Raw genomic sequence first — 14,555 nt, 5'->3', positions numbered from 1 at the left:
CTGCAAGAAACTTGACTTTACTAATTAATATATTATTTTTAATTAATTCTCATCCACGCCTTCAATCGTTTTGAAAGTTCCGTCTTCATTATACTCCAATTCCACCACTTTCATGCTTCGAAGCCATGTTTTTCCTCCACTCGGAACAGAATCGTGGAAAAACAAATACCATTTCCCTTTAAATTCTACAATGCTGTGATGCGTTGTCCAACCTACAACTGGAGTCAAAATCACTCCTTGATAGGTGAAAGGCCCGTAAGGATTATCCCCAATCGCATAACATAAGAGATGGGTATCTCCTGTAGAATAAGAAAAATAATATTTGCCGTTGTATTTGTGCATCCAGGAAGCTTCGAAGAAACGATGTTCATTCCCATGAAGCAAAGGATTTCCGTTTTCATCAAGAATTAAAACATCTTTTGGCTCTTCAGCAAATTCAAGCATATCTTCACTCAATAAAGCTACTTTTGACGGAATTGCAGGTTCATTATTTTCAGGAATTACAGCAGATTCCAATACTTTGTTATTTCTGTACCGTTGCAATTGTCCACCCCAAATTCCTCCGAAATACATATAATGTTTTCCATTTTCTTCAAAAATACAAGGGTCGATACTATAACTTCCCATCATCGGATGCTTTTCAGGAATAAACGGCCCATAAGGCTTATCACTCACTGCAACTCCAATTCTGAAAATATCATTTTTATCTTTCAGTGGAAAATACATATAATATTTCCCGTTTTTATAGGCTACATCACAATCCCAAAGCTGTCTTCCTGACCAGGGAATATCTTTTACGGATAGTACTACTCCATGATCTGTAATTGATCCGTTTTCTACATCATCTAAAGAGAAGACATGGTAATCGTTCATATCGAAATGATCGCCGTTATCGTTTTCTTCAATACCGCTTTCTCGATCGTGAGAAGGATAAATGTAAAGTTTCCCTTCAAAAACGTGAACGGATGGGTCTGCCATGAAGTCTTTTGGGAATAGATATTTTGAGTTGTTCATTATATTTTAAGTTTAATTTATTTTGAATGTTTACTTTATAGTGAAAGAGTTTATTCACTTAATTTTTTAATCTCTCGCAAATTTTGCAGATGATTACGTTAAAGAATCTGCGTCATCTGCTAGATCTGCGAGAGAAATTTTAATTACTTTCTTCTGCCAATTTGATCAGTTTTCCGACAACCGGTTTTGCTTTAAATTGACGGTCAAAAAGTAAAGGATAGTCGGTTCTTCCTTTGATTGGAAAATCGTTTTTCCAGGATTGATTGTCACTTACGCCCCACAAAGTAACTCTTCGGATACTTTCTTTATGTTTTAAAAACAAGTTAAAAAAATCTTCGTAACGTTTTTCCCATTGGGTCTGAACTTCTTTTGGAAGTCCGTTTTTGTAAGGATTCATTTTTTCGTCATAAGCTACTTTATCAGCAATATTGGCAGAGGTTCCCCAAGGTGACGGCAGTGCACTGATATCCAGCTCTGTAATATTTAATTTTACTCCACTTTCTGCATACTCAAGAATTGCTTTTTCATACTCATCTATAGACGGAGTATCCATTCCAACGTGAGCCTGCATTCCTACTCCATCAATCCGGATTCCTTTTGATTTTAAATCTTTGACTAACTGAGTCACTGTTTTTACTTTTCCTAGATGCCATTCATTATAATCGTTGTAATATAATTCTGCATTCGGATCTGCTTCCTGAGCATATTTAAAAGCTAATGGAATAAATTCTTCACCTAAAATTTCATAAAACTTAGATTTTCGGTAAGAACCATCTTCCAAAATAGCTTCGTTCACTACATCCCAACCTTTCACTCTTCCTTTGTATCGGGAAACGATGGTGGTGATATGATTTTTCATTCTCTGTTTCAGGACTTCAGGAGAAACATTTTTGCCTTCTTTATCTACAAAAAACCAATCCGGAGCCTGAGAATGCCAAATTAATGTATGCCCAATGATGAACATTTTATTTTTTTCTCCAAACTCAACGAATGTATCAGCATCTTTAAAGAAAAACTGCCCTTCCTTAGGTTGCAGATACATTGATTTCATACAGTTTTCCGCAACAATAGAGCTGAATTCTTTTTTTATGATCTCTACCGATTTTTTATCTGTTCTGTTAATTTGTTCCAGATTCATCGCTGTTCCGATGTAAAATTTATCCTGAAAAGCTTTTTTCAAAGAAAGGTCTGACTTTTGGGCATTAAAATTTGGAATCATGAAAGTCATTAATCCAAATAAAATAATATGCTTCATTGAATTTTATTTTTGCGTTATCATATTCAAACCTCATAGGTTTTAAAAACCTATGAGGTTTCATTTTCTGTTTTGTTTTTATTTCCTTCTTTCCGCTAAATCTTTCTCAATTTCCACTTCCATTTTCTTATTAATTTCATAAAAGAAAAGAAGTCCGCAAGCCAGAAAAAAAGGAATAGCCGGGAAAATACTCACCAGCATTTTTGCTCCTGTTGCTACCGTTTCAGGCTGAACAATATGCTGACTTCCTGATGCAGAAATATATCCGTATTTTCCAATAATTGAAGCCACCAAAGCACTTCCAATGCTCAATCCTACTTTTAAACCTACCATCATTGCAGAGAAAATAATCGCAGTTGCTCTACGGTTGGTTTTCCATTCTGAATAATCGGCTACATCGGCAATCATCGCCCACAAAATCGGAGTGCTGATTCCGTAGAAAAAACCATGACAGATCTGCGATAAGAACATCAAACCGACAGATTTCGGCGGATAGAAAATAAAGATCAAAACGAATAAGGTAGAAATGAAAAGTGATGCGATGAAAACGTCTCTTTTCCCGTATTTGTCTGCAAATCCTTTTGAAAAAGTAATCCCAATAATCATCATGATAATTCCTCCGGCATTAAATAACCCGAAACCGGCTGATTTTGCATCTTCACCAAAGAAATTCATTCCGATAGAATCAAAAAATGAAGTAATAGGAGAAATGAAATTTTTTAAAGCCGTTTCATCTACATAATTATTAAAATAGTAAACATAGGAACCTCCTTTCATTGCCAGAGTAATGAAAATCAACGCAGTAACGGAAAGCATAATCAGCCAAGGCTTATTTTTAAATAAATCTTTTAAATCTTCTTTAAAGCTTGATTGCTGTTCTGGTTTAGGAATAATTCTTTCTTTTGTTGTAAAAAAAGTAATTAAAAGCATGATAGAACCAATAATTGCCAACCAAGTCATTACAATCTCAATTCCAATGGCTTTATCACCGTTTCCAACTGATAAAATGATAGGAAGCATGAAAACCTGCACAAAAAATTGCGAAAACATCACCGCCACAAAACGATAGGAAGAAATACTGTTTCTTTCCCCCATATCTCCGGTAATTACCCCACTTAAAGCAGAATAAGGAAGATTATTGGATGCGTATAAAAGTAATAAAAATGTGTACGTTATCGCCGCATATATCATTTTTCCTTTGTAAGAAAAATCCGGGGTACTGAAAGCCATCAACGCCGCAATTCCCAATGGAACGGCAGAAAACAGAATCCATGGACGGAATTTCCCCCATTTGGTTTGCGTACGGTCTGCCAAAGCTCCAATCAACGGATTGAAACCGAAACCTGCGATTAATCCGACAACTAAAGTGATAATTGAAGCGTCTTCGGGTTTTAAGCCATAAATATCTGTGTAGAAATAGGCCAAGTACGTCACCAATGTCTGGAAAACAAGGTTCGCCGCCAAATCTCCGAGACTGTAGCCTACTTTTTCAATGACTGATATTTTTTGATTGTTCATATAGTTTTTTCTGTTTTATTTTTTAACGCTAAGAGCGCTAAGATTTTTTTTATATTATTCTGTATATTTTTAAGTTCGCAAAGGCGTTTCACTTAGCAAGACCACAAAGTTTTAGCTAAGATTATTCAGTGGTGAATGGTGAAGCTGGAATTCCTTTTTTATTTTTCAGATTGGCGTCTTGGGGATTATCTGCCCAAGCATAACGAACGGCTACAGGATTTTTAATTTCATCATTCCAGACGATGATTTTATTTCCTTCTATTTTTGCATTTGCCCATTTGAAATTTCCTTCATTTCTTTTTATAGCAAAACCTTTTAATGGTGAAGTTTGTGCAAAATCATCAGTTCCTTTTTTAAAGGTTAAAATAATTTTATTTCCTTCGATTTTCATGGATTCGTAAACGGGTCCGTCTGCAATAATATTCTTATCAAACAACGCTTTTTCTGCCTGAAGAGCAAGCCTTTTTCCTATTTCTTTTTTATTGAGCGGATGAATGTCATTCCATTCGCCGACATCGATGGTTACGGCAAGTCCGGTATTAGGAAGAGTTTGAGAAACTTTCCTTTGTTGCTCTCTTAATTCTGCCCAATTGCTTTCAACAGGTTCAGATTTTGTCTGCATGAAATTCGCCAGCTGAACAATGAAAAAAGGCAGATCTTTCTGATTCCATTTAGTTCTCCAGTCTAAAATCATTGTTGATAAAAGATCCTGGTATTCCTGCGGTTTTGCCGTATTACTTTCTCCCTGATACCAAAGAACCGCTTTTATAGGATATTGAATTAAAGGATTCAACATCGCATTGTACAATCCTGTCGGTTTCCAACGGATGAACGTTTGTCCGGGAGCAGGACGATCCATCACAGCACCTACGTTATATTTCCATTCTCCTTTTAAATCGATTTTTTCGGAACCCATTTGAAGGAAATAGTCTTTATCTTTTATAAATTCCCCTTTTCCGCTTCCATTGGTTATTCTTACTGTAATGATATTTTTACCTTCTTTTAAAATTCCTGAAGGAATATCATACCAACGCGGCGGATATTCGTAAGTAACATTTCCTATTTTTTGTCCGTTAATATAAGTGACATCAGCATCTTTGATTCTTCCTAAATTGAGAAATGCTACGTTTTTATCCGCTCCTTTCGGAAGATTAATTTCTTTTCTGAACCACACGGAACCGTCAAAAGGTTTTTCCAGATCTTCCCAAGAACCGGGTACATTCATTTTTTTCCAGTTGGAATCATTCAAATCGAATTTTTCCCAACCATTTTCAATTCCCGGATCAAGTTTGTCTAATTCCACATACCAATTATTACTCAATGTTTTTTCGGAAGATTCGGTTTGAGAGATCAGATCATCACTTTTCCATTTTTCAGCTTCGGAAATATATTCTGGGTATTTTTTTAATGAATTGACATCCATCCACGCCTGAACCGGAGACCCTCCCAAGCTTGAATGAAGAATTCCCACCGGAATTTTATTGTACTGATACATTTCTTTTGCAAAAAAATAGGCAACCGCTGAAAAATTCTGAACAGTTTGAGGATTGGTTTCTTCCCAACTTCCACCATCCAGATCATTTTGAGCTTCTTTAAAATTATATTTCTGAGGAACCGTAAAAAATCGGATATGGGTATTATTGGCATTAATGAGTTCCTGAGGATACAATGTTTTGACTCTTCGCATCGGAAGTTCCATATTCGACTGACCTGAACATACATAAACATCACCAATTAAAATATTTTTTAATGTAATTTCATTGATTGCCATGGTAAAAGGTCCACCTAATTTCATTTTCGGAAGATCGATTTTCCAGTTTCCTGATTTGTCGGCTATTGTATTATATTTTTTATTTTGAAACTGAATTTCAACTTTTTCTCCTGAATCTGCCCAACCCCAGATTTTTAAAGGCTGGTCGCGCTGTAAAACCATTCCGTCTGAAACTAATCGGGGAAGTTTAATTTTCGCATTGATGAAACCAAAAACACAAAATAAAATCGCTGAAAATATAATTTTGAAGAATTTTGTTTTATTCATTTTGATATATTTTGGCTAAAGCCTTTATGGATTGTTTTTTATTTCGTAAACGGGCTAAAGCCCGTTCCTATTGATAATCTTACTGATATTCATAGAGTTTCACATGAAGAATCTGAAAATCGTCAACACCGATTCGGACGTGTCTTCCCTGATGTGTTTGATCGCCATTTAATCTTCTTACATATTTAAATTTTCCGTTTTCATCAATGCTGATTTCATCTACAGGACCGATTCCTGATCTTTTCCCTCCATTCCAGGAATTTTGAGTCTGGGATTTTCCGCCTTGAGCCGCAAAACCATCTTCTCCTAAATCTTTTGCCTGAACTTCTTTTTTCTCGTTTTCTTTTTCAAATTCTACCACAATTCCGCTTCCGGCAATGATGTATTCATCTTTTGCCAGTCTCAGAATCAATCCGCCACCTTCCGGCCAAACACTTCCGTCCTTTGCTCTGGGATCCCATGGAAGCGAGAAAAAATGTCTTGCTGTAATTTTTACATCATCAAAATTGATAATCTGTTCAGGATTTTTCTGGTCAAAAAGCAATCCTTTAGATTGTCCCTGTCCTTGATATTTCGTCAATACAGGCATCAATTCTTTTAATTTTGAATAGGCTTCTGATAATCTTTTGCTTCCGGCTTCAGAATTATTTTCAATAGAAAACGGACTGTATCCAATCGCATCATGTTCTCCGAATGCATAAAATGCCTGAACTCCGTTGTTTTGTGTCATTTTGATTTCCGGAACAAACAATGGATTGTTTTGCAGCTTATATTTGGAAGACCATGTTGTAAATTCTCCATCATATAAATCAGGAGAAATCATATCTATACTTGGCGCTCCGGCGTGCCAAATATCTACCAAATGTGCTAAAGGTCCTCCTGCAGGATATTCTCCCGGCTGTCTGTTTCTGCTGTTCATCGCAGCATTTACATATAAAGGAATGTTATGAATGGAACGGGCCGTTTTTGCCAGTTTTTCCACATATTGAGCGTAAGAATATGCGGTAAATAATTCATCAGTATACAAATCATTTCCGAAGATTTCCTGCCAGTTTCCTTTTGTTTTAAAACCTTGTTTTCCCCATTTTTCGGATAATGAAGGATGAAGTTCTTTTTTATTTTTTGTCAGGAATTGTATCAGATTTGCAGAAACCTGTGCATTAAAGATTGCATTGGCTTCTTTCGAATAGTCCCTTGCACCTTCCAGCATTCCGATTTCATTTTCCACCTGAATCATCACCACCGTTCCCTGAGACTGATCAACGGAAGCAATATGTTTCATTAATTCTCCAAAAGCTTTATTGTCTGCATTCAATACGTTTTCGGAAAAAGAACTGGCAATTTCCATTGGTTTTCCTGCTTTTGAATACGCTCTGGGATATTTTTTATAGTCTTTTTTAAACCAAAGTGGTGCATAACACGACATTGAGTTTTTCCAGGCACCAAACCAAAGGAAAACGACTTTCAAGTCATTTTTTCTCGCCTGATCAATCGCTTTATCAATTAAACCAAAATCAAATTTTCCTTCTTCCTGCTCGATCAGATCCCAATACGCCGGAACCAGAACCGTATTCAGTCCCATTTTCTGAAGTTTTGGAAAGTCTCTTTCAATGTCCTGAAATGAGGAAGCTGAAGAATTCCCCAATTCTCCTCCCAAAATAAGAAACGGTTTCTGATCTACAACAAGTTGTGTTGCCGTTCCTTTTTTCTGCAAATGAGGCTTTTCCTGAGCATTTGCGAGAAATGACAGAAAAATAACTGAAAGAACCATTGCTTTATTCCAATTCATAATAAGAGTACTTGATTTCACAATTTATCGTATTTCGACAGAATTGTTTTATTTGATTTATTATTTAAAATAAAATGAGTTAAACTTTAAACTATTATCAGTAATAATCGTTTCTTAAACACAATTTATTTTCAACATTTCTAAAATAAAAGAAAGTATTTATATACAAAACAATTTCAGTTTCTAGAGAGATTAATCGCTTTAACAAAGGAGATTATTCAATTTTAAAACAAGAGCTAAACACATTACCTTATCATAAAAAATAAGAATACTTTTTATTATAAAAAATTCCTTTTAAAAAGCAATTAACCTTATATAAATATCTACTGAAAGTTTTGAAAAAATATTTACTATTTCTATTGATAACTTATCGTATTTTTTAGGATAAGCTTAAAAATTCCTACCTAAAAATTTTCTGTTTATCAACCATTATATTTTAACATATTTTTAACACTGAGTTCATGTATTTTTAATGTGTTTTTAGAGGAAAATCAAATAGTAAAGCCTTATTTTTTCCCCTAAAAATTCACTTACAAGCTGTATTTACTCTCTTCCCAGAAATTTCTACAACTCTTGAAATAAACTTAATCTTTCTTATTATTTTTTGCAGAAAATTTATAGATCGTCTGAGACTGATATTTTTCTCCGGGTTTTAATTCTGTCGAAGGAAATAAGTATTGATTCGGAGCGTCCGGATAATGTTGTGTTTCTAAACAAAATCCTGTTCTGGAAGTATTTTTTCCACCCGTTTTTGTCTCATATTTTCCGTCTAAAAAATTCCCGGAATAGAACTGAACACCCGGCTGGTCAGAAATAACTTCCATAGCTCTTCCTGTTTCCGAATGATACACTTTAGCTATCGTTCTCAAACCTTCTCCGTTCAATATCCAGTTATGATCATATCCGTTTGCTTTTTCTAATTGTTCATGTTGTTCATCAATATCTTTCCCTATTTTCTTAAAAGCTGTAAAATCAAAAGGGGTTTCTTTTACCATCACCTTTTCTCCTGTTGGAATTGAAGAATCATTTATGGGTAAAAACTGATCTGCCTTGATTTGTAATTCATGGTCAACAATCGTCTTAGTAAAATCTCCTGAAAGATTAAAATAAGAGTGATGAGTGAGGTTAACCACAGTCATTTTATCAGTTCTTGCTTCATAAAAAATCTCCAAAGCATCGTCATCTGTAAGAGTATAAATCACTATCACCAACAATTTTCCGGGAAATCCGCTTTCTCCATCTTCACTTGTATGAGTAAGTTTTAATGAAGAAAATCCATTATTTTCGATAGGTTCTGCTTTCCAAATCTGTGTATGAAAACCGTTTTGTCCTCCGTGAAGGCAATTGGAATTGTCATTCTTATCAACAGTGAAAACTTCACCTTCCAAACTGAACTCTGCATGAGCAATTCGGTTGGCATATCTTCCGATCAATGCGCCAAAAAAGTATCCGTTATCATTGAAGTAATGTTCAGGTTGTATAAAACCTAATACTATGTCTTCATACTTTCCATTTCTGTCCGGAGCAGTAAGGGAAGTGACAATTCCTCCGTAATTGATGATTTCTGCCTGCATTCCGTTTTTATTGATGAGGGTGTATTTCTTGATTTCATCGCCATTTTTCGTTATTCCAAAATCTGAAATCTGAATAGTTCTCATTGTTGGGTTTCTTTTATTTATTCTATTAAGGGTAAATTATTGTTCAAAATCGCTTTCGGGAGCTCCAAGATAAGAGGATTTTAAACCTCCTGTATTGATAAGGACTTTTTCTAAAACAATTCCGGCATCCAACACACGGAATCGCAACGTATGTTTTCCCGGTTTCATGATGGTATGTTTTGTAATTGATTTTATAATGTGCTCCGACTCCCATTGTCCTAATTCTCCGCGATAATTCCCGTTGAAGTTCACTACTTGTGGCTTTTTGCCGTCAAAAGAAATTTCATAACGGAGTCCTTTATTGCTGTTAAAATTCAGAGTCGGTGCTAATAACAACTGAACCTCAAAAGTTCCTGTCGAAGAAAAGTTTACATCATATTCTACAGATACATTTTCATTTTCTTTGGGAGAAATATTTTGTGGAAAAATGGTGATTCCGGATAATGTTTTCCCAAAATCAGGAATGATTTCCCATCCCATTTTCTCTGTTTGATTTTTGCGGGAAAAGTGTTCAGCTTCAATGGAAATATAACCGTCTTTCTCTTTGAATACTTTATTTTTTGCGCCTTCTTCTGAAATATAGATGACTTCAGGCATTTTATCTTTTTCAGGCTGCTGCCAGTTTTCATATCCAATTCTGGTCTGATCCATCATATGCTGCCATTTCCCTCCGGAAATTTCATTGTTATATTGATGCTGAAGAAAAGTATCGTAATCGAAATTCTTCTTTACCTTATCCGCAAATTCATTTGCTTTTACATCTTTTCTAGAAGCGAGCTGTCTATTTTTCGCAACGTTAGAATACATCTCATACAAATTGCTGCATGCATCAATAGGATACAAAACCAGTTGGAAATAGGCATCTTTATATTCCTTAGGAATTTCGTTATAAAGCCTGTTTGCATCAAGAGCCAATTTTTGGTAATCACTGACCACGGTCTCAAATTCATTATAATTTTCGAGGCTGTATGTTTTCCAGTCTAAAGTTTCCGGGGTTACTCTTCGGTTGTATTTAGCATAGAGATTGATCATTCTTGCAATTTCTTTGGAATATTGAGCTCCAAATTGTTCAGAAGCCCATTTTTCTGTATACTCCATAAGATTTCCGGCATTAAACTGTTTCGGGTTCCAAGCCATATCTAAGAAAAAGCTGATAGGAAATTCCATGGGTTTTAAATCTCCCACATTGACCACCCACACTTTGTCTACCCCATGTTCATAGGTCAGATTCATCTGTTCCCAAACTCTCTGAATGGGGCTTATATTGATCCATTTAGAATTTCTGGGTCCGCCTACATAATCGAAATGATAATACATTCCGTATCCTCCTTGGTGTAAGGGTTTTGAGAGATCGGGAAGTTTACGCACATTTCCCCAATTATCATCACAAAAAAGCAAAATAACATCATCCGGAACTCTCATTCCTTCATCATAATAGTCCTGAACTTCTTTATACAATGCCCAAACCTGCGGCGTTTTTTCTGCTTTTTCACCTGTTGTTTTTTCTATGATTTTCCTTTGGTCATTTACAATTTTCTCCAGCAAAGCAATATTAGTTTTATCTCCCATTGCTTCGTCACCGTCTCCACGCATCCCGACTGTTACCAGCTTTTCCCAGTTTTTACTTCTTTCAATCCCTGATTTCCAGAACTGTTGAAGAACTTCAGAATTTTTAGAGTAATCCCAGATATTCGGTACATTATTCTTTTTAATATAGCGATGCCAGTCAGTTTGTGCCAAAGCCATCGGTTCGTGATGAGAAGTTCCCATGATAATTCCCATTTCATCGGCTAAAACTCCATTTTGCGGATCATCGTCATAGAATGCTTTTCCCCACATTGCAGGCCATAAATAGTTTCCTTTTAATCTTAAAATCAGTTCAAAAACCTTTTCGTAAAACTGAGCATTAATCCCTCCAAAAGTTGCTCTTGCCCAGCTTCCCAACGAAGGTTCTTCATCGTTTAAAAAGATTCCGCGATATTCTACAGCAGGTTCTCCATCGGTATAAATCCCTCTTTTAAAATAAAGATTTTCAGATTTTTTTACCGGAACATCTGCCCAGTAATTCCATGGAGAAACGCCTATTTGTTTTGAAAATTCGTAGATTCCGTAGATCGTTCCGCGTTTGTCGCTTCCTGCAATTACGATTGCCTCAGAGATTCCGTTGAAATCTTTTATATTCTGAATGATGAATTTTTCTTTTTTGTCCTTTAAGTCTTTTTCGTTGATTTTTTCCTTTTTGATCAATTCATCAATCACAGAATTTGTTCCGATCGTTCCGATAATAATTAACGGAGACTGAGAAGCCGAAACTTGGTTTAAAAGATTAGGAGAACTTCCTGTTACTTTCTGAAAATCAGTCTGAAGATTATGAATCGCTCTTATAACTCCTTTATCAATCGTTTTATCAAAATAAAGAGAAAGCTGGGTAAATTTTTCTTTCACAACCATCGCATCAGAAGTTTTTTCCAACGTGATGAACGGTTGTGCAGATTTAATCTTAATTCCGAAGAACAGAATTAAAACCAGCATTGTTATTGACTTTGATAAGGAATTCATAGCATCTGATTTTCTGAATTATTATAATTTAATATCATTTGAAGAAGTTGCGTACAATCCAATCAGACTTCCTGTAAAACCACCTGCAACATCTGTTGATAAAATATCTCCGGAAACATGACCTCCAAGAGAACTGAAATTTTTGCCATCCAATGAATAATTGAACTGATAATCATCTCCATTGGCAACAACCTGAAGCTGTATATTTTTTGAAAGTGAAATTTTTTCACTTGAAATTAGGGTTGAGTTTCCTTTTTCAGTTTTTTCCAGAACGATGTAGAAATCTTTGTCTTTTTTAGTAATTCCAAAGACATAATTGAATTTTTCATTCTGATAACAAGTAATTCCCGCCAAATCTTTTTCTGATTTCGGTTTAAAATCTAAGCTTACTGTCGTTTCAAAAGAGGCATGTTGCTGTCTGTGAAATAAAGCCGACACAGGAGCTTTTGCTTTAATGTTTGTAGAAAAAGAATTGATTTTCACGCCATTTTTAGTTAAAGAAATAAAGTTTTCTTTAGGCGCTCTCATCGCAATCCATCGATCGTCCAATGAAGAGTTTTTTAAATTGTCTGTAAAAGTGAAATTTCCATTGGGAAAATAACCGTTTTGCTGTGTTAGATTTTTAACACCATCCGGCATTTTTAATTTAGATTTCATCGGAACCAAACCGTTCTGAAAAACAGGATACGTTCCGCTCCAGTCAACGGGAAGAATAAAGGTTTCTCTCCCCGTATTCACGCGGTTTTTTTCATTGGGACGAACCGCCAAGAAAACACCGTAATATTTCCCATCGGGAGTTTCTACCAAGTCGGCATGACCTGCCCAATCCACTTTGTCTTTTCGGTCTTTAGGAAAATATCTCTGGGTTAAAATAGGATTATTCCCAGCCGGAATAAACGGACCTTTCGGACTGTCACTCATAAAGATAACTTCACTGTGATTGCCTCCTGTTCCGCCTTCTGCACACATTAAGTAATATTTTCCGTTTTTCTTGTATAAATGTGGTCCTTCAATCCAGATCGGTTTTTGAGTAATATCTACTCCACCATTGACAATAATTTTATCTGAACCTGCAATCACCTGATCTTTTTGCAGATCATATTCCCAAATTTTAATCACTCTGTGACCACTGTACTGTTCGGTTCCTTTTGGAGGAGCATCGTTGTGAACAATGTATGCTTTTCCGTCATCATCGAAAAAGATAGAGGGATCAATTCCGTCAAAATTCAGTTTCTGAACTTCACTCCACCCTTTTTTTGGATCTTTTGTTTTTACAACCATATTTCCGATTCCACTGGCAATCTGCGTGGTAATCATATAAAACGTATCGTTGTATTTGTTGTATTTAATATCGGGAGCATAGATTCCTTCTGAAAGTCCTGCTGTTTGCACTTTTAATTGTGACGGTCTGTCTAATACATGCCCCATCTGTTTCCAGTTGACCAAATCATTTGAATGAAAAATTGGAACACCGGGAAACATTGAAAATGAAGAATTTACCAGATAATAATCATTCCCTTTTCTGGTAATACTGGGATCCGGATAACACCCTTGCAAAATCGGGGAATAAAATTCATCTTCTTTGAGGGGATTTTCCGTGTATATTTTATCGTTTCCTTTATAGGTAAAATCTGAGAAAATCTGAGCTGAGTTATTTTCGGATAAAAATAAGACAGCCGCTGCAAATAAAGATTTTGTAAGATAAGTCCTCATAGTATTTTACGATTATAAGTAAGGAAAATTTAGGTTACATTTAAAATCACTTATTTCTTGATAACCTTTCATTTTTACGTTGAAATAAGTGAAATAGATTTAATTCAAACCTGAAAAAAACAAGGCCAAGTCAAGCAAAAAATGAATGACCTCGTTCACTAACTATATAAAACTGATTGTACTTTTTTAAACTCCGCTGAAAGCGCTGAAACCTCCGTCAATCGGAAGCAAAGCACCTGTAATGAAGCTTGCTGCATCTGAACAAAGGAACTGTACTGCGCCGTTCAGTTCTTCTGCATCGCCGAAACGTCCCATCGGAGTTTTTGCGATCACCTTTTTACTTCTGTCAGTTAATGAGCCATCCGGATTCAGTAAAATTGCCCGGTTCTGATCTCCAATGAAAAATCCCGGAGCAATGGCATTCACTCGGATTTTATCTCCATATTTCAAAGCTAAATCTGAAGCCAACCATTGAGTAAAATTGGTAATTGCAGATTTTGCGGCCGAATATCCGACTACTCTTGTAATCGCTGAATAAGCCGCCATTGAAGAAATATTGACAATACTTCCGCTCCCGTTTTCGGCCATCACTTTTCCGAAAACATAGCTTGGATAAACGGTTCCATTGATGTTGAGATCAGTCACCTCATCCCATCCGTTCATATTCATATCGAAAAAGGATTGTTCGGGAGATAAGGTTGCTGCGGGAATATTTCCGCCTGCGATATTTAAAAGAATGTCGATTTTACCGTATTTTTCAATGATTTTTTGAGAGGCCGATTCTAAACTTTCAATGTTCATTACATTGGCTTCCACAGCAAATGCATCACCACCTGATTCTGTCAGTTCTTTGACACGGACATCCAAGGTTTCCTGATTTCTTCCTAAAGCCACTACTTTTGCTCCCGCTTTGATGAAACTTTTCGCCAAAGTCCCTCCTAAAACTCCCGAAGCTCCTGTAATCACTGTTACTTTATCTTGTATGCTGAATATTTCGTTCATTTTTTCAAT

9 protein-coding genes are annotated in these 14,555 nt (G+C 35.8%); all 9 read right to left on the bottom strand.

Features of this window, described 5'->3' with window-relative positions:
* Positions 1–42: 42 nt before the first annotated feature.
* The 9 genes from JI747_RS02050 to JI747_RS02010 all read right to left on the bottom strand — a co-directional run bounded on the left by JI747_RS02050 (position 43) and on the right by JI747_RS02010 (position 14,546).
* Positions 43–1,014 (bottom strand): glycoside hydrolase family 43 protein, encoded by a 972-nt coding sequence (locus JI747_RS02050; RefSeq protein ID WP_225685922.1) that lies wholly within the window; start codon positions 1,012–1,014, stop codon positions 43–45.
* 139 nt (positions 1,015–1,153) lie between these two features.
* Positions 1,154–2,269 (bottom strand): endo-1,4-beta-xylanase, encoded by a 1,116-nt coding sequence (locus tag JI747_RS02045; RefSeq protein ID WP_225685921.1) that lies wholly within the window; start codon positions 2,267–2,269, stop codon positions 1,154–1,156.
* A 78-nt stretch (positions 2,270–2,347) separates the two neighbouring features.
* Positions 2,348–3,787 carry an MFS transporter gene (locus tag JI747_RS02040; protein ID WP_225685919.1) on the bottom strand — a complete coding sequence of 480 codons (1,440 nt, stop codon included), beginning with the start codon at positions 3,785–3,787 and terminating at the stop codon, positions 2,348–2,350.
* 121 nt (positions 3,788–3,908) lie between these two features.
* A complete protein-coding gene (locus tag JI747_RS02035) occupies positions 3,909–5,825 on the bottom strand; it encodes a sialate O-acetylesterase (RefSeq protein ID WP_225685918.1) in 1,917 nt (638 codons plus the stop codon).
* A 79-nt stretch (positions 5,826–5,904) separates the two neighbouring features.
* Entirely contained in the window at positions 5,905–7,614 is a 1,710-nt protein-coding gene (locus JI747_RS02030; protein WP_225685917.1) for a GH35 family beta-galactosidase, read from the bottom strand.
* Positions 7,615–8,198: 584 nt separating this feature from the next.
* Entirely contained in the window at positions 8,199–9,272 is a 1,074-nt protein-coding gene (locus tag JI747_RS02025; protein WP_225685916.1) for an aldose epimerase family protein, read from the bottom strand.
* 36 nt (positions 9,273–9,308) lie between these two features.
* A complete protein-coding gene (locus JI747_RS02020; protein WP_225685915.1) occupies positions 9,309–11,831 on the bottom strand; it encodes a glycosyl hydrolase 115 family protein in 2,523 nt (840 codons plus the stop codon).
* A 21-nt stretch (positions 11,832–11,852) separates the two neighbouring features.
* Positions 11,853–13,544 carry a glycoside hydrolase family 43 protein gene (locus JI747_RS02015; protein ID WP_225685914.1) on the bottom strand — a complete coding sequence of 564 codons (1,692 nt, stop codon included), beginning with the start codon at positions 13,542–13,544 and terminating at the stop codon, positions 11,853–11,855.
* Positions 13,545–13,730: 186 nt separating this feature from the next.
* Positions 13,731–14,546 carry an SDR family oxidoreductase gene (locus JI747_RS02010; RefSeq protein ID WP_225685913.1) on the bottom strand — a complete coding sequence of 272 codons (816 nt, stop codon included), beginning with the start codon at positions 14,544–14,546 and terminating at the stop codon, positions 13,731–13,733.
* Positions 14,547–14,555 lie beyond the last annotated feature (9 nt).

The organism is Chryseobacterium tagetis, assembly GCF_016735585.2.
GTDB classification, from domain to species: Bacteria; Bacteroidota; Bacteroidia; order Flavobacteriales; family Weeksellaceae; genus Chryseobacterium; species Chryseobacterium tagetis.
Note: the sequence above shows the minus strand (reverse complement) of the source record. Positions and strands in the feature narration are given on the sequence as shown.